Raw genomic sequence first — 16,455 nt, forward strand, 5'->3', positions numbered from 1 at the left:
AATGAGTCAGGGCAAGATCGTTCAGATCATCGGCGCGGTCGTCGACGTCGAATTCCCGCGTGAGTCGGTACCGAAGGTGTACGACGCACTGAAGGTCGACAACACCGAAATCACGCTCGAAGTCCAGCAGCAGCTGGGCGACGGCGTGGTGCGCACCATCGCCCTCGGTTCCACCGACGGCCTGAAGCGCAACCTGGTTGCCACCAACACCAACCGCGGCATCTCCGTGCCGGTCGGCGCTGGCACCCTGGGCCGCATCATGGACGTGCTCGGCCGTCCGATCGACGAAGCCGGCCCGGTGGCCGCCAGCGACAGCTGGGAAATCCACCGTGCGGCCCCGTCGTACGAAGACCAGTCCCCGGCCACCGAGCTGCTGGAAACCGGCATCAAGGTCATCGACCTGATGTGCCCGTTCGCCAAGGGCGGCAAGGTCGGCCTGTTCGGCGGCGCCGGCGTCGGCAAGACCGTCAACATGATGGAACTGATCAACAACATCGCCAAGGCGCACAGCGGTCTGTCCGTGTTCGCCGGCGTGGGTGAGCGTACCCGTGAGGGCAACGACTTCTACCACGAAATGAAGGACTCCAACGTCCTCGACAAGGTGGCGATGGTGTACGGCCAGATGAACGAGCCGCCGGGCAACCGTCTGCGCGTCGCCCTGACCGGCCTGACCATGGCCGAGTACTTCCGCGACGAGAAGGACGAAAACGGCAAGGGTAAGGACGTCCTGCTGTTCGTCGACAACATCTACCGCTACACCCTGGCCGGTACCGAAGTGTCGGCACTGCTGGGCCGTATGCCGTCCGCCGTGGGTTACCAGCCGACCCTGGCCGAGGAAATGGGCGTCCTGCAGGAGCGCATCACCTCGACCAAGAACGGTTCGATCACCTCGATCCAGGCCGTCTACGTTCCCGCGGACGACCTGACCGACCCGTCGCCGGCGACCACCTTCGCCCATCTGGACTCGACCGTCACCCTGTCGCGTTCGATCGCCTCGCTGGGTATCTACCCGGCCGTCGATCCGCTGGACTCCACCAGCCGCCAGATGGACCCGCTGGTCATCGGCCACGAGCACTACGACACCGCCCAGCGCGTCCAGCAGACCCTGCAGAAGTACAAGGAACTGAAGGACATCATCGCGATCCTGGGCATGGACGAGCTGTCCGAAGAGGACAAGCAGGCCGTGTCGCGCGCCCGTAAGATCGAGCGCTTCTTCAGCCAGCCGTTCCACGTGGCTGAAGTGTTCACCGGTTCGCCGGGCAAGTACGTGCCGCTGAAGGACACCATCCGTGGCTTCAAGGCCATCGTCGATGGCGAGTACGACCACCTGCCGGAGCAGGCGTTCTACATGGTCGGCGGCATCGAAGAAGCGGTCGAGAAGGCCAAGAAGATGGCCGAGAAGGCCTGATCCGGGACGGGCGGGAGCGATCCTGCCCGACCTGACGCCGGTGCCGGGCAACCGCCCGCGCCGGTGGACCCCCACGGTGGCATTGCGCCGCCGCGAACAGCGAAGAGATTTGCATGAGCACGATCCGTTGCGACATCGTCAGCGCCGAGCAGGAAATCTTCCGTGGCGAAGCGACCCTGGTCGTGGCCACCGGTGAGCTGGGCGAACTGGGCATCGCGCCCAAGCACGCGCCGCTGATCACCCGCCTGAAGCCGGGCAAGGTGGTGGTGACCACGCCGAACGGCGAGCAGCTGGATTTCGCCATTTCCGGCGGCATCCTGGAAGTGCAGCCGCAGGTGGTGACCGTGCTGGCCGACACCGCGATCCGCGCGCAGGACATCGACGAAGCCTCGGTCCGCAAGGCCAAGGAAGAAGCCGAGCGCATCCTGGCCAACCGCGGCGAAGCGATGGAAGTGGCCGAAGCCCAGCAGAAGCTGGCCGAAGCCGTCGTCCAGCTGCAGGCGCTGGAGCGCCTGCGCAAGAACCTCAAGCACTGAGGTTCGCGCTGCACCCACGAGAACGCCGGCCCCGTGCCGGCGTTTTTGTTTGGATGGCTGGGTAGAGTCGATCGGGTAGAGTCGACTGTTAGTCGACTGCTCTACGCTCAGGCCGCGAAAATCCCGCGCTGCGCGCGTTAGTCGACTAACAGTCGACTCTACCGATCCCCAGTCCCGATCCCCGATCCCCAATCCCGATCCTGGTGCCGTGTCAGCGATACACCACGTAGCGCATCAACAGGAACGACACGCAGGCCAGCCCGCCCTCCACCAGCGGCTTGGCCAGCCACGTGTACTGCAGGCCCAGCGCCTGGTCGAGCAGACTGACCAGCAATGTGCTCGCCGCGGTCAGCAGCAGCCACAGCCCGAAGAAGCGTGCAAAGCGCTTCCATCCCAGCTTGCGGGTGCCGGCCTCGGCAAAGGTGTAACGGCCGTTGAGCCAGAAGCCCAGCAGCATGCCGGCCAGGCGACCGGCGATGTTGCCCGGCGCTACCGGCATGCCCAGCGCGGTGGCGACCACGAACACCAGCCAATCGACCAGCAGCTGCACGAGCCCGATCACGAGGTAGGCGCTTCCCTGGCGGACGAGGCTCATCGGCATGGTGAAAGAAGAGGGATGCCCATGTTAACGGCCCACGCTCTAGAATCATCGGCAACGAACCACGGACTGCCGTTCCCATGACCCAAGCCCTGCACGTCATCATCCTCGCCGCCGGCGCTGGCAAGCGCATGAAGTCGGTGCTGCCGAAGGTGATGCAGCCGATTGCCGGCCAACCGATGCTCGCGCACGTGATCGATACGGCCCGCGATCTGCAGCCGGCTGCTATCCACGTGGTCTACGGCCATGGTGGCGAGGTGGTGCGTCAGTACTTCGCCGACCAGCCCGATCTGCAATGGGCTGAACAGGCGCAGCAGCTCGGTACCGGCCACGCGGTGGCCCAGGCGATGCCGCAGGTGCCGGATGCCGCACAGGTACTGGTGCTGTACGGCGATGTGCCGCTGATCCGCGCGCAGACCCTGCGCGACCTGCTGGCGCAGCCGGGACGGTTGGCGGTGCTGGTCGCCGACGTCGATGACCCGACCGGCTACGGCCGCGTACTGCGCGATGCAGAGGGCAGGGTGGGTTCGATCGTCGAGCAGAAGGACGCCACCGACGACCAGCTGCGCGTACGCACGATCAACACCGGCATCATCGCCGCCGAGTCGACCGCGCTGCGGCGCTGGCTGTCGCAGCTGTCCAACAGCAATGCACAGGGCGAGTACTACCTGACCGACGTGTTCGCGTTTGCCGCGCATGAGTACACTCCGGCCGAAATGGCGCTGGTGGCTGATGCACAGGAGGCTGAGGGAGCGAATGATCCGTGGCAGCTGTCGCAGCTGGAGCGTGCCTGGCAGCGCCGGGCGGTGCGTGCGCTGTGCGCACAGGGCGCGCGCGTGCGCGACCCGGCACGGCTGGACATCCGAGGCGTTGTCACCGTGGGCAGCGACGTGCTGATCGACGTCGACGTGGTGCTGGAAGGCAACGTCGTGCTCGGCGATGGCGTGACCGTTGGTCCGTTCAACCGCCTGAAGGACGTCAATCTTGGTCCTGGCACCGAAGTGCGCGCGCACTGCGATCTGGAAGGCGTGGTCACCGAAGGCGCGGCGCAGATCGGCCCGTTCGCGCGGCTGCGCCCGGGTACCGTGCTCGCCGATGGCGTGCATGTCGGCAACTTCGTCGAGACCAAGAAGGTCACGCTGGGCGTGGGCAGCAAGGCCAATCACCTGACCTATCTCGGCGATGCCGTGATCGGCAGCAAGGTGAACATCGGTGCCGGCACCATTACCTGCAACTACGACGGTGTGAACAAGTCGACCACCACCATCGGCGACAACGCGTTCATCGGCTCCAACAGCTCGCTGGTGGCGCCGCTGACGATCGGCGAAGGTGCGACCATCGCCGCCGGCTCGGTCATCACCCGAACCGCACCGGACGGCAAGTTGACACTGGCACGCGCACGACAGGAAACCATCGATGGCTGGAAGCGCCCGGTCAGGAAGTCCTGAGCCCCGTCTCCCGTGCGCCGACGAGCTCGGCGTGCTGCCGGCGATCGAACGGCGTGCCGGTGACCTGCTGAAGGGCCACGAAGCCTACCCGGTGTTCGCCGGCCATGGCCTGGACCTGCCGACGCTGCAGGACGGCCTTCAGCGTGGCCAGTTGTGGGTGGTGGATGCGGCTGACGGTGGCATTGCCGGCTATCTGCTTGCCGGCGAACTGGCAGGTGAGTTCCACGTGCTGCAGATGGATGTGGATCCTGCTCACGCGCGGCAAGGTCATGGGCGCATGTTGTTGCGCCATGCATTGGAACAGGCCCGGGCGGAAGGCTATCGCTCGGCTGTGCTGACCACGTTGTCCGACGTGCCGTGGAATGCGGCCTTCTATGCCAGCGAAGGGTTCGAGGTACTGCCCGAGGCGCAGTGGAGCGATGGCCTGCGCGCGGTGATGGCAGAAGAAGCCGCGCTGGGATTTCCAATGCATCTGCGCGTGGCGATGCGGCAGGTCTGGTAGGTGCCGACCTTGGTCGGCACATTCACGCATCGGTGGATCCATTCGCTGGGCCCGCTCAACCCACCGGCAGCAGGATCGACACGCACAACCCGCCATCGCCGCGGTTCTGCAGCGACACCCGCCCACCGTGCGCTTCCACGATCTCGCGGGTCAGCGCCAAACCCAATCCAGTGCCATTGCGCTTGGTCGAATAGAACGGCATCAGTGCGTTCTGCAGCACCTGCTCGTTCATGCCCTTGCCGCGGTCAAGTACGTCCAGGCGCAGCCACTGCGGCAGCCGCGTGAGGTGCACCTGTACGTCATCGTTGGGCGGATCAGCGTCGGCGCAGGCTTCATGCGCGTTCTTCAGAAGATTCAACAGCGCCTGCCCGAACTGCGCGATGTCGATGCGGCTGCTCAGCTCCTCGTCCGGTTCGCGATCCATGGTGAACGGGATCTGCTGGCGCAGGCTGGACAGGAACGGTGCCCAGTGCACCGTCTGCAGCTGCGGCTGCGGCAGCTTGGCAAAGCGCGCATAGCCGCGGATGAAGCCTTCCAGATGGCGCGCGCGGTCTTCAATGGTGGTGAATATCTCCGGCAGCCTGTCGAAGCGCTCGCGCTGCACCAGCACGCCACCGGAATGCGCCAGTGATGCGATCGGTGCCAGCGAATTGTTGAGCTCGTGGCTGATCACCCGGATCACCTTCTTCCAGGTCTGCACTTCCTGGCGGCGCAGTTCGGCGGTCAGCAGGCGCACCAGCAGCAGGTCGTGCGGGCGGCCATTGAGCTGGAACGCGCGGCGCGACAGGTGGTAGACCTGCTCGTCATCCTCATCGCCGTCTTCGCCTTCCGCATGCACCGCGAACAGGCTGTCACCGCCCCGGGCAATGGCATCGCGCAGTTCCACCGGCACCTGTTCCAGCACGTCTTCCAGGCGCTGGCCTTCCAGCTTCCAGCCGCCGTGCAGGAGCTTGCGCGCAGCCAGGTTGGAGAACACCACGCGGGCGATGCCATCACCGCCGGAGGCGATCAACAGCATCGCAACCGGCGTATTCTGCACCATGGTGTCCAGCAGCAGCTCACGTTGCACCAGGCCCTGCCGCTGCTCACGCAGTACATCACCCAGTTCGCGGTGTGCCTGCACCAGGTCGCCGAGCTCGTCATTGCCGGGCCAGTGCACGCCGAAGTTGTATTCGCCGTCGCGATAGCTGCTGGTGGTGCCCGCCAGGGCCCGCATCAGTGACCGCACCGGGGCGGTAGCCCGACGCAGGGTCCACCACATCAGTGACAGCAGGATCAGCGCCGATACCGTGGTCACCACCCAACCATGGTCCATCCAGTAGGCCAGCAGCCACGGCAGTGCCGCAGCCAGTGCCAGCACCGGCAGCAGGCGCAGGAACAGGCGGAAAGTGAAGGAGCGCCGCTTCATTCGCGTGGAATACCGTGGCGGTCCATACGCCGGTACAGCGCCTGGCGGCTCAGGCCGAGCTCGGCGGCAGCCAGGGCGATGACGCCATGGTTGCGCGCCAGTACATCCTCGATGCGTGCGCGGTCGGGGTCATTGCCTGCGCTGGGTGCCGGTCGTGGTGCGACGGCTGCGCGCGGCAGGTTGAGATCGGCCACTTCGATGCGGTTGCCGGTGGCCAGCAGCTCGGCGCGCTGGATCACGTTGCGCAGCTCCCGCACGTTACCCGGCCAGGGGTGCCGTTGCAGGGCCGCGGTGGCGGCGCTGGACAGGGGCTTGCCCGCGGTCAGGAAGCGCTCGGCCAGCGGCACGATGTCACCCGGACGTTCGGCCAGCGGCGGCAGCACCAGTTCCACCGTGTTGAGGCGGTAATAGAGGTCTTCGCGGAAAGTGCCGTCGCGGATCATGGCCGGCAGGTCAGCGTTGGTCGCGCTGACCACGCGCACCTTGACCTGGCGCTCGCGGTTGGAACCCAGGCGCTCAAAGCGGCCGGTTTCCAACACGCGCAGCAGTTTCATCTGCCCGCCCAGCGACAGGTTGCCGATCTCATCCAGGAACAGGGTGCCACCATCGGCGGCCTCGAACTTGCCTTCGCGCGCCTTGTTGGCGCCGGTGTACGCACCGGCCTCGGCACCGAACAGTTCGGCTTCGATCAGCTCCGACGGCAGTGCACCGCAGTTGACCGTGATGAACGGACCCTTTGCCACCAGCGAGTTGGCCTGGATGATCTGCGCGATCTTTTCCTTGCCGGCACCATTGGGGCCGGTGATCAGTACCGGCAGTTCCGAGCGTGCGACCTGGCAGGCGAGTGCGATCACGCGCTCGCTGGCGGCGTCGGCGAAAACCGCGCCGCACAGGTTGTACTTCTCTTCCAGCGCGTTGCGCTGGCGTAGTTCACGGCTGCGGCGCCGGTCCAGTTCGCGGCGCGCCTCGGACAGTTCCAGCAGGTTGTTGACCGTGGTCATCAGCTTGCGATCGTCCCACGGCTTGGCCAGGTAGTCGGCCGCGCCGGCCTTGACCAGATCCACCGCGCTGCTGAGGTGGGTCCAGGCCGTCAGCAGGATCACCGGCAAATCGGGATGGCGCGCGCGGATCTGCGCGAACAGGGCCTCGCCTTCCTCACCGGAGGTGGTGTCTTCGCTGAAGTTCATGTCCTGGATCACCAGGTCGACCGGCTGCGACTCGAGCAGGGCCAGCCCTTCGGACGGACTCTGCGCCTGCAGGGTGTCGATGTCGTGCAGGGAGAACAGCACGTCCAGTGCGGTGCCCACACTGGCGTTGTCGTCGATGATCAGGATTGCAGGCATCACATGGTTCTGCAGAAAGGGATGGGCGGCGCCGATGGAGCCGTTCGTGTCCACGTACCGGGAGAGCCCGGCGCCACCCATCAAGCATAGCCAAAGCCGTGGCCATGCAGGCGTTGCCGCTTCTCAGGGGCGGGGCGGAGGAGGCGGCGGCGGAGCATCCAGCGCCTGGCGCCAGGCGTCCGCATCCACCGCCACGCTCACCAGCCGTCGCTCCCGCCGCAGCAGCAGGTAGGCCCGCGCGGCGGGGGAATCGATCAGGGCCCGGGACAGGTGGTCGATCTGGTACACGGGCGTGTCATCCACCCGCAGGATGCGGTCCCCGCGGCGGACACCGAATCGGCCCTCCGGGCGCGCGGCCTCCACCTGGATCTGCCCTTCGGTCGAGTGCAGCGCCAGCCGGGCATCGCCCTGCTGCCACTGCAGGCTGCTTGCGCTGCCACCGCCGGCAAGTGCCGGCAGTGGCAGGAGCATCAGCAGAGTCATCAGCCGTGCGCGCATCTCAGGCTCCGCGCGTGGCGACTGCGGGGGGGACCGCCGCAGCGCGGCGCGCCGGGCCGAACACCGCGACCTGGCCCAGCGTCCACAGCAGCAGGGCGCCCAGCGGCAGGTACAGCAGCGGCATGCGCGGCAGCTCGTACAGGTTCATCAGTGCCAGGTTGATCGCGTAGGCGGCCAGCATGCCCAGCACGATGCCCAGCGTTGCCAGCAGGAAGTTCTCGGTCTGGAAGTAGCGCAGGATCTGGCCACGGGTGGCACCGAGTGCGCGGCGGATGCCGATCTGCTTGCTGCGCTGCTGCACCCAGAAGCTGGCCAGCCCGACGATGCCGAGCGCAGTGACTACCAGCAGCGCCACGCAGACGGTGATCAGCAGGCCGACCATTGCACGGTCGTTCTTGAAGAAGTCCTCGCGCTGGTCGGTGAACGACTGCTTCTCGCGGATCAGGCGGTTGGGATCGTTGCGGTCCAGAGCGGACAGTGCGGCCTTGAGCACCTCATCGCGGCGCGCAGGATCGGTGCGCAGCATGTAGATGCCATCGCCGAAGACGCGGCGCACCGGCATGATCATGGTGTCATCCCAGTTGTTGCCCCAGCCATTGGGCGTGGCCAGCGTATCGACGATGCCGATCACGTTCACCGTCTGCTTGCCCATGTAGTACGTCTTGCCCAGCGCATTGCCGTCCGGCGCCATCTTGTGCGCGGCGGCCTGGCTGAGGATCACCGGCGTGCCGTTGGCCTTGCTCAGGTTGTCGAAGTCGAAGTACTCGGCCGGCTGGAAGTCGCGGCCGGCAACCAGGTTGAGGCCCAGCGTGCGCAATGCGTCTTCGGAGAACGTGTACATGCCGACGCTGGCCGTCGGCCGTTCCTGGTTCATTTCGCGCGAGATGCTGGTGTTGGACGAACTGTTGCGGAACGGCACCTGGTTGATCACGCTGACTGCGGTGACCCCGGGGATGGCGCGCAGCGAAGCCAGGTCTTCGCGGGTGCGGGCGGCGGCATCGGTCTGCTTGCCGACGCCGGTCACGCGGACCAGGACCAGCTCGTTCTCGACCATGCCGCTGGTCCGGCTGATGCGCTCCACGCGCTGGCTGACCAGGAACAGGGCATTGCAGACGATGGCGCAGGTCAGGGCGATTTCAAGCACGATCAGCGCGGCAGCGGTCTTATGCCGGCGCAGGGTGCTGAGGATGGGGCGGATGTCCATGGGAGGTCCTCGTTCTCGTGCTTACTGCGACTTGAGCTGGATGGCGGGAGTGACCTGCATCGCGCGCCAGGCGGGCAGGAAGCCGGCGGCGAGGCTGGCGAGCAGGGTCAGGCCCAGCGCAAGCAGCAGCATGCTGCCATCCAGGTGGGCCAGCTGTGCGTAGCTGACGGGCTGCTGGCGGACCGCGTACAGCCCCAGCAGGGCCAGTCCGATGCCGAGCACGCCGCCGACCACACCCACGGCACCGGCTTCGACCAGGCACTGCAGGAATATCTGGCCGCGGCTGGCGCCCAGCGCGCGGCGCACACCGATCTCGCCGCTGCGGCGCAGGAACTTGGCCAGCAGCAGGCCGACCGTGTTGACCAGGCAGACCCCCAGGAAGCCCAGGGCCAGCCACAGCTGCAGCCGCACGTCGCTGGGTACCGCGCCCTTGAAGTCCAGCCACTCCATCACGTTGCGCAGGCGCACGTTGACCGGGCGTTCGAAGCGGCCGGCCTGGCGCTGCAGGCTGGAGTAGTTCTCCAGATAGCGCCGGTAGTCGCCGGCCTTGGACGGATCCATCTCTGCCCAGTACTGCAGGTAGGCGCAGGGCGCGTTGACGGAGTAGCTGTTGGCGCCGTCGGGATTTTCGCCGAAGCAGTTCATGTTGCCATTGCTGCCCAGCTGGAGATCGAACGAGGTGGAGATCGGCGCCAGCAGATCCTCCTCCTTGCCGAACGCGCCGGTGGTGAGGTCGAAGAAGTGCGGCTCCGGGTTCCAGGCCTTCATGACGCCGACGATGCGCAGCGCATTGCCCTCAAGCCGGATTTCGCGACCGACGCTGTTCGCGCCCTGGAACAGCTTCTCGTTGAGCGCCTTGGAGATGACGGCCACGCGGGCCCGCCCGTTGTCGTCCTCGCGGGTCCACGGCCGCCCGTACTGCATGGGCACGTTGAACATCGGGAAGAAGTCGGCCGAGGTCCAGCGGGTGTCGATGGAGAACGGCTTGAGCGTACTGTTGTCCGGTTCGATCGTTGCATCACCGGCAGTCATCATCACCTGGCGCTCGGCTTTCGCTTCGCGCAGCAGGGCTTCGGCGTCATAGCGCGTCATCTGCTCTTCCGGTTCCTCCTCAAGGCCGAAGCCGTTGCGGGGCCGCGGGTCGATCTGCGCGTAGAACAGGCGCTCGCTCTTGTCCGGAATGGGGTTGCCGGACAGGACGTGGAACACGGTCAGGGTGGTCATCGAGGCACCGATGCCGAGCGCGATGGCTACCACCATCAGCGCGGTCAGGACCTTGTTGCGGCGGAAGCTGCGCACCGCCAGTCGAGCGTAGTAGGCGAACATGGTCGTGCCCTCACTCGTTGACGGCGACGATGTGGCGCGGCGGGGTGGCCAGCACCGGCTCGCGCACCAGGTCGGTCACCTGGCCATCGACGATGTGCACGTTGCGCTGCGCGCGCGCGGCCAGTTCCGGGTCGTGGGTGACCATCACGATGGTGGTGCCGGCGGCGTTGATCTCCTCCAGCAGTTCCATCACGCCGCGGGCCATCTGCGTGTCCAGGTTGCCGGTCGGTTCGTCGGCCAGCAGCAGGCGCGGGCTGCCGGCCAGGGCACGCGCGATGGCCGCGCGCTGCTGCTGGCCACCGGACAGTTCATTCGGGTAGTGCTTCATGCGTGAGCCGAGGCCGACCTGGCTCAGCGCCTTCTCGATACGTTCGCGGCGCTCGTTGGCGCTCATCTTCCGATAGCGCAGCGGCACGTCCACGTTGTCGAACAGGTTCAGGTCGGGGATCAGGTTGAAGCCCTGGAAGATGAAGCCGATCTTCTGGTTGCGCAGGCGGCTGCGGGCGTCGTCGCCCAGCGTGCTCACGTCCTGGCCGTCGAGCATGTAGGTGCCGCTGGTGAAGGTTTCCAGCAGGCCGGCGATGTTGAGGAAGGTGGTTTTGCCAGAGCCTGACGGGCCGGTGACGGCGACGAACTCACCTTCCTTGACCTGCAGTTCCAGCGAGCGCAGTGCGTGGGTTTCCACTTGTTCGGTGCGGAAGACTTTGGCGACCGAACGCATTTCGAGCATGTACATGGCGTGTCCTCTCTCCAGGATTCAGGTATCAGGTATCAGTTGACGGAGACGCGTTCGGCGTCCTTGAACAGGTCGCTGCCGGAGACCACGATGCGGTCGCCCGGCTGCACACCCGACTTGATTTCCACTTCGCCCAGGCTGCTGACGCCCAGTTCCACCGGACGCCGCACCGCGGTGCGGCCATCCATCACGTAGGCCACGCCATTGCCCTGTTCGACGAACGGGCCGCGCTCGACCTTCAGCACGTCCTTGCGGGTGTCGAGCAGCACGCGCACCGACATCCGCTGGCTCTGGCGCAGGCCTTCCGGCTGTGCGTTGGCGAAGCGCACGCGGGCATTGACTTCGCCGTTGACCACTTCCGGTGACACCGCGCTGATCTCGCCCGGGAAGGGCTTGCCGTTGCCGCCGGTCAGCTGCGCCGGCATGCCGATGGCCAGGTCGCGGGCGAAGCTTTCCGGCACCTTGATCTCGACTTCGAACTTGGACAGATCGACCACGCCCAGCACCGGCGCATTGGCAGCCAGGTTGGTGGACTGGACGGCCTGCACCTGGCCGACCTGGCCATCGAACGGTGCGCGCAGGGTCAGTGCATCGACCTGGCGCTGCACTTCAGCCACCACGGCCTTCTGGCGGTCGGCCAGCAGGCGCTTGTTGCGGGCATCCAGGTCAGCGCCCTGGCTCTGCAGGCGGGCATCGGTGGTGGCATTGGCCAGGGTGATGTCGGCCTTCTTCAACGAGTCCTTGGCCTTGGCCAGATCGATCTGCGGTACTGCGCCGCCGTCGTAACCGCGCTGGTAGCGCTGCAGGTCGCGGTCGGCGGCCTGCCGTTCGATGGTGGCCTGGTCGGTTTCCTTGCGCGACTTGGCGCGGGCCAGGGTGGCATCCAGCGCGGCGCGGCTGGCCTCTGCCTCCAGGCCGGCCAGGGTGGCCTGTTCCTGGGCCAGCTTGCTGCGCAGTTCCGGGCTGTCGATGATCGCCAGCTCCTGGCCTTTCTTGACCACGTCGCCGGCGACCACCTTCAGGTCCACGGTGCCGGCCGAGATGGCGTACAGGATCGGACTATTGGCGGCGATCACGCGGCCGTCGGCGGCAATGTCGCGGACCAGGTCGCCGCGCTTCACTTCGGCGATGCGCACGCGGCTGCTGTCGAAGGAGCGGCTGGCATTGGACCAGGCGTGCACGGCCCAGCCGATGCCGGCCAGCAGCACGATGGCGCCCAGTGCCGGCCAGCGATAGCGCTGCCAGTTGGCGCGGGGGGTGCCGGCCGGGGCGGAGGAAACGATCTGGTCCTGTGCGGAAGTGTCGCGGATCATCGGGTGCGTGCCTGACGGTGGTAGCCGATATCAAGCACGTAGCGTGCCAACTTTATTTCCTTTCAGGTCAATGGGTTGGGCGGCATGCTGAAGTGTCCGGGTGTCCGCGGACACCTTTCCGGACACTTTCATTAAGCGGACAGGAGGGGGAAGCCGGACACGCGGGCTAGAATGCGCCGATCGTCTTCAAGGAAACGCGTGACATGTGTGGAATCGTGGGTGCAATCGCCGATCGCGATGTGGTGCCGGTACTGATCGAGGGCCTGAAGCGGCTTGAGTACCGTGGTTACGACTCCTCCGGCATCGCGGTGATCGACCACGCCGCGCGTCCCGAAGTACGCCGTGTCCGTCGCACGGGTCGCGTGTCGGAAATGGCCACCGCGGCCGAAGCCGAGGGTTTCAATGCGGTGCTGGGCATCGGCCACACCCGCTGGGCCACCCATGGGGGCGTCACCGAGGCCAACGCGCATCCGCATATCAGCCACGGTGTCGCGCTGGTGCACAACGGCATCATCGAGAACCACGAAGAGCAGCGCGAGAAGCTGCGTGCGCTGGGCTACACCTTCGAGTCGCAGACCGATACCGAAGTGATCGCGCACCTGATCCACCATCACCTGAAGGACGGCGACGACCTGCTGGTGGCGTTGCAGCACACGGTGAAAGAGCTGACCGGTGCCTATGCGCTGGCCGTGGTCAGCCGCGCCGAGCCGGAACGCTTCGTCTGCGCGCGGATGGGCTGCCCGCTGCTGGTCGGCCTGGGCGAGGGCGAGAACTTCGTTGCCTCCGACGTTTCGGCGGTGATCTCGGCCACCCGCAAGGTCATCTTCCTGGAAGAGGGCGACACCGCCGAGATCCGCCGCGACGGCGTGCGCATCTTCGACGAGCATGACCAGCCGGTCGAACGCGATGTGCATCTGTCCGATGTGTCGCTGGCTTCGCTGGAGCTGGGTCCGTACCGCCACTTCATGCAGAAGGAAATCCACGAGCAGCCGCGCGCGCTGGGCGACACCATCGAGGCGGCGATCGACGCCGGTGGTTTCCCGGCCGAGCTGTTCGGCAAGAACGCCGAAGCGGTGCTGTCGGGCATCGAGGGCGTGCAGATCATTGCCTGCGGCACCAGCTACTACGCCGGCCTGACCGCGCGCTACTGGATCGAAGCCATCGCCGGCCTGCCGTGCAGCGTGGAGATCGCCAGCGAGTACCGTTATCGCGCCGCTTATGCGAACCCGAAGCACCTGGTCGTCACCATCTCCCAGTCCGGCGAAACGCTGGATACGATGGAGGCGCTGAAGTACGCCAAGTCGCTCGGCCACAAGCACACGCTGTCGATCTGCAACGTGCCGGAAAGCGCGATTCCGCGCGCCAGCGAGCTGGTCTGCTACACCCGGGCCGGCGCCGAGATCGGCGTGGCCTCGACCAAGGCCTTCACCACCCAGCTGGCCGCACTGTTCCAGCTGACCGTGGTGCTGGGCAAGCTGCATGGCCGTATCGACGCAGCGCAGGAAGCGGATTACCTGGAGCAGTTGCGCTTTCTGCCGGGCAGCGTGCAGCACGCACTGAACCTGGAACCGCAGATCGCCGCCTGGGCCGAGCGCTTCGCGCGCAAGTCCAATGCGCTGTTCCTGGGGCGTGGCCTGCATTACCCGATCGCGCTCGAAGGCTCGCTCAAGCTCAAGGAAATCTCCTACATCCATGCCGAGGCCTACCCGGCAGGCGAGCTGAAGCACGGCCCGCTGGCGCTGGTGGACGAGGACATGCCGGTGGTGGTGATCGCGCCCAACGACAGCCTGCTGGAGAAGGTGAAGTCGAACATGCAGGAAGTGCGCGCCCGTGGTGGCGAGCTGTTCGTGTTCGCCGACCAGGACAGCAACTTCAATGAGTCCGACGGCGTGCACGTGATCCGCACGCCGCGCCATGCCGGGGTGCTGAGCCCGATCGTGCACACCATTCCGGTGCAGCTGCTGGCCTACCACACCGCGCTGGCACGGGGCACCGACGTGGACAAGCCGCGCAACCTGGCCAAGAGCGTGACGGTGGAGTAAGGCATTCACGGATCTGTTGGATGCTGCATGCGAAGGGGCCCCCACGTGGGCCCCTTTCGTTTGCGTCGGTAGCGGTGGCAAGTGGGACAGCCGCCGGGCGTTCTGTCCGCCGCCGGCAGCAGGCAATCAATCTTTAGTGCGCAACAGCGCTTGTATTCAGCGGCGGTTTCAGCCGCGGTGCCATTCTCTGGATCGTCAGTTGGTTCCCACGACGAACTGTCCTATCGATGCCGGTAGTGACCGATGGTCGCAGTCGTAGAATCGAGTTGACCGAGGTCCGGGTTGAGCCGTTGAGCCCACCTCGTTCGCGTTGCAGCACATCGTCTGCCGATCCATTCCAAGCGGCCGCCGGGTGCGCCAGACGTGCGCTGAAAGGTCTGTTCCCGGGGAGGGGGCGTATCGGAAGAGCACACTTTTTTGACTTCAGTGACCTGCACCAGGAAACAAGAATGAACGTCCGCGAACTCCTGCAATCCAAGAAAGAAGCTGTCATCACCATCGACGCCGAAGACACCATCGGTGCCGCCGCCCACAAGATGAGCGCGAACAGGATCGCTGCGCTGGTGGTGATGAAGGACGATGCCCCGGTCGGCATCATTTCCGAGAAGGACATCGTGCGTACCCTGGCCGACGACGGCCCGCAGGCCGGCCGCCGGGTGATCTCCAGCCTGCCGTCCACCGGCCTGGAAGGCATTGCGCCGGAAGCGACCCTGAAGCAGGCCATGTCGTTGATGACGTACTCGCGGCGCCGTCACCTGATGGTCACTGAAGGCACCCGACTGGTTGGCATCCTCAGCCTGGGCGACATCGTGAAGAACCTGCTGGGCGAGCTGGAACTGGAAAAGGCCGTGCTGCAGGACATCTACATGGCCGCCCACTGAGGGCTGGATCCCTGGATGCAGAGAAGCCGGGCATTGCCCGGCTTCTTCGTTCACGGCTTCGGTGATATCAGAAAGTGACCTTCACCGAATCGGCACTGTAGTTTGCCGGGCCGTGGTAGACCACCTCGATGTTGTTGCCATCCGGATCGAGCACGAAGGCGCCGTAGTAGCCTGGATGGTAGGGGCGTTCGCCCGGTGCACCGTTGTCGGTGCCGCCGGCGGCGATGGCCGCAGTGTGGAAAGCATCGACAGTGGCGCTGTCGCGCGCCTGGAACGCCAGGTGGTGGCGGCCGGTCAGCTGGCCGGCGGCGGCCTCGCTGCTGGCGCTGGAAATGAACAGCTCATCTGCCCAGAAATAATCATCGCCTTCGCCGGCGATCGGGATGCCGATCGTATCGAACACCGCCTGATAGAAGCGGCGGCTGGCCGCCAGGTCACGCACCACCAGCTGGATGTGGTCGATCAGGCGGCCACGGTGCAGTTCCATCGTTTCCATACGAACCTCGCAAAAAAGGGGACGGAGTCGGTAGCGCCGGGCCGTGCCCGGCGAGCGCGCAGCGCGGCCTACTCAAGGCCGCCGGGCATGGCCCGGCGCTACCGGAATTGTGCCCCTTTCTGGGTCAGGCGTTGGCGATGATCTCGACCCAATAGCCGTCCGGGTCCTTGATGAAGGCCAGGTTCTTCATGCGGCCGTCGGTCAGGCGCTTCTGGAAGATCACGCCGAGGTCCTCGAAGCGCTGGCAGGCGGCCTCGATGTCCGGCACCGACACGCAGATGTGGCCAAAGCCGCGCGGGTCGCTGTTGCCGTCGTGGTAGACCGCGCCGTCCTGGGTTTCGGTGCCATGGTTGTGGGTCAGTTCCAGCACGCCCGGCAGGCCGGCCATCCACACGCGGCGCTGGGCGTCGTCTTCCGGCACCACCGCGCCGGCCGGTACGTAGGCCAGGAAGTACAGGCTGAACTGGGCCTCGGGGAAGTCGCGCTTGTCGATCAGCTGGTAGCCGAGCACGCGGGTGTAGAAGTCCAGCGAGGCGGTGATGTCCTTCACCCGCAGCATGGTGTGGTTGAACACGAAGCCGGTGGTTTCGGCAGGGGCCTGGGCGGCGACGCCGGGGACATCGCGCAGGGCAGGAATGGTCATGGGGGAGGTCCTTCAGACAGGGCCGTTGCTGGCCGGATGGGGTCATTCTACCGGCCGTCACCTGACGGCACCG

The 16,455-nt window shown here is 66.1% G+C and carries 16 protein-coding genes; 6 read left to right on the forward strand and 10 right to left on the reverse strand.

Annotated elements, in window-relative coordinates:
- Window position 1: 1 nt before the first annotated feature.
- Window positions 2-1,408 carry a F0F1 ATP synthase subunit beta gene (gene atpD / locus R1H25_RS00905; RefSeq protein WP_010481327.1) on the forward strand — a complete coding sequence of 469 codons (1,407 nt, stop codon included), beginning with the start codon at window positions 2-4 and terminating at the stop codon, window positions 1,406-1,408.
- Between the two features lie 113 nt (window positions 1,409-1,521).
- Window positions 1,522-1,944: a F0F1 ATP synthase subunit epsilon gene (locus tag R1H25_RS00910; RefSeq protein WP_005419509.1), complete on the forward strand. Its 423-nt coding sequence runs from the start codon at window positions 1,522-1,524 to the stop codon at window positions 1,942-1,944.
- Between the two features lie 211 nt (window positions 1,945-2,155).
- Here R1H25_RS00910 and R1H25_RS00915 read toward each other — a convergent pair whose 3' ends face one another.
- Window positions 2,156-2,539 (reverse strand): GtrA family protein, encoded by a 384-nt coding sequence (locus R1H25_RS00915; protein WP_317222350.1) that lies wholly within the window; start codon window positions 2,537-2,539, stop codon window positions 2,156-2,158.
- Between the two features lie 83 nt (window positions 2,540-2,622).
- Here R1H25_RS00915 and glmU point away from each other — a divergent pair, with 83 nt between their 5' ends.
- Window positions 2,623-3,990: a bifunctional UDP-N-acetylglucosamine diphosphorylase/glucosamine-1-phosphate N-acetyltransferase GlmU gene (glmU, locus tag R1H25_RS00920; protein WP_317222351.1), complete on the forward strand. Its 1,368-nt coding sequence runs from the start codon at window positions 2,623-2,625 to the stop codon at window positions 3,988-3,990.
- Window positions 3,959-4,492, forward strand: a complete 534-nt coding sequence (locus R1H25_RS00925; RefSeq protein WP_317222352.1) for a GNAT family N-acetyltransferase — start codon at window positions 3,959-3,961, stop codon at window positions 4,490-4,492. The genes glmU and R1H25_RS00925 overlap by 32 nt, the downstream gene beginning before the upstream one ends.
- A 55-nt stretch (window positions 4,493-4,547) precedes the next feature.
- Here R1H25_RS00925 and R1H25_RS00930 read toward each other — a convergent pair whose 3' ends face one another.
- The 7 genes from R1H25_RS00930 to R1H25_RS00960 all read right to left on the reverse strand — a co-directional run bounded on the left by R1H25_RS00930 (window position 4,548) and on the right by R1H25_RS00960 (window position 12,320).
- A complete protein-coding gene (locus tag R1H25_RS00930; protein WP_049445065.1) occupies window positions 4,548-5,900 on the reverse strand; it encodes a PAS domain-containing sensor histidine kinase in 1,353 nt (450 codons plus the stop codon).
- Complete coding sequence (locus R1H25_RS00935) at window positions 5,897-7,243, reverse strand: sigma-54 dependent transcriptional regulator (protein WP_317222353.1); 1,347 nt, start codon at window positions 7,241-7,243, stop codon at window positions 5,897-5,899. The genes R1H25_RS00930 and R1H25_RS00935 overlap by 4 nt, the downstream gene beginning before the upstream one ends.
- A 123-nt stretch (window positions 7,244-7,366) precedes the next feature.
- Window positions 7,367-7,741, reverse strand: a complete 375-nt coding sequence (locus R1H25_RS00940; RefSeq protein WP_154349657.1) for a PDZ domain-containing protein — start codon at window positions 7,739-7,741, stop codon at window positions 7,367-7,369.
- A gap of 1 nt (window position 7,742) precedes the next feature.
- Window positions 7,743-8,945: an FtsX-like permease family protein gene (locus R1H25_RS00945; RefSeq protein ID WP_317222354.1), complete on the reverse strand. Its 1,203-nt coding sequence runs from the start codon at window positions 8,943-8,945 to the stop codon at window positions 7,743-7,745.
- Window positions 8,946-8,966: 21 nt separating this feature from the next.
- Window positions 8,967-10,271: an ABC transporter permease gene (locus tag R1H25_RS00950; protein ID WP_049443921.1), complete on the reverse strand. Its 1,305-nt coding sequence runs from the start codon at window positions 10,269-10,271 to the stop codon at window positions 8,967-8,969.
- Window positions 10,272-10,281: 10 nt separating this feature from the next.
- Entirely contained in the window at window positions 10,282-11,007 is a 726-nt protein-coding gene (locus R1H25_RS00955; RefSeq protein WP_032129038.1) for an ABC transporter ATP-binding protein, read from the reverse strand.
- A 35-nt stretch (window positions 11,008-11,042) separates the two neighbouring features.
- Window positions 11,043-12,320, reverse strand: coding sequence for an efflux RND transporter periplasmic adaptor subunit (locus R1H25_RS00960; protein ID WP_317222355.1), 1,278 nt, complete (start codon window positions 12,318-12,320; stop codon window positions 11,043-11,045).
- A 203-nt stretch (window positions 12,321-12,523) separates the two neighbouring features.
- Here R1H25_RS00960 and glmS point away from each other — a divergent pair, with 203 nt between their 5' ends.
- Both glmS and R1H25_RS00970 read left to right on the forward strand, forming a co-directional pair.
- Window positions 12,524-14,362 carry a glutamine--fructose-6-phosphate transaminase (isomerizing) gene (glmS, locus tag R1H25_RS00965; RefSeq protein ID WP_107380458.1) on the forward strand — a complete coding sequence of 613 codons (1,839 nt, stop codon included), beginning with the start codon at window positions 12,524-12,526 and terminating at the stop codon, window positions 14,360-14,362.
- A 449-nt stretch (window positions 14,363-14,811) separates the two neighbouring features.
- Window positions 14,812-15,243, forward strand: coding sequence for a CBS domain-containing protein (locus R1H25_RS00970; RefSeq protein WP_005411115.1), 432 nt, complete (start codon window positions 14,812-14,814; stop codon window positions 15,241-15,243).
- Window positions 15,244-15,310: 67 nt separating this feature from the next.
- Here R1H25_RS00970 and R1H25_RS00975 read toward each other — a convergent pair whose 3' ends face one another.
- Window positions 15,311-15,739: a VOC family protein gene (locus R1H25_RS00975; RefSeq protein ID WP_049404183.1), complete on the reverse strand. Its 429-nt coding sequence runs from the start codon at window positions 15,737-15,739 to the stop codon at window positions 15,311-15,313.
- A 124-nt stretch (window positions 15,740-15,863) separates the two neighbouring features.
- On the reverse strand, window positions 15,864-16,382 hold the full coding sequence (gene gloA, locus R1H25_RS00980) for a lactoylglutathione lyase (RefSeq protein WP_317222356.1): 519 nt from the start codon (window positions 16,380-16,382) through the stop codon (window positions 15,864-15,866).
- Between the last annotated feature and the right edge of the window lie 73 nt (window positions 16,383-16,455).

The organism is Stenotrophomonas veracruzanensis (assembly GCF_032911525.1).
Lineage (GTDB): Bacteria > Pseudomonadota > Gammaproteobacteria > Xanthomonadales > Xanthomonadaceae > Stenotrophomonas > Stenotrophomonas africana.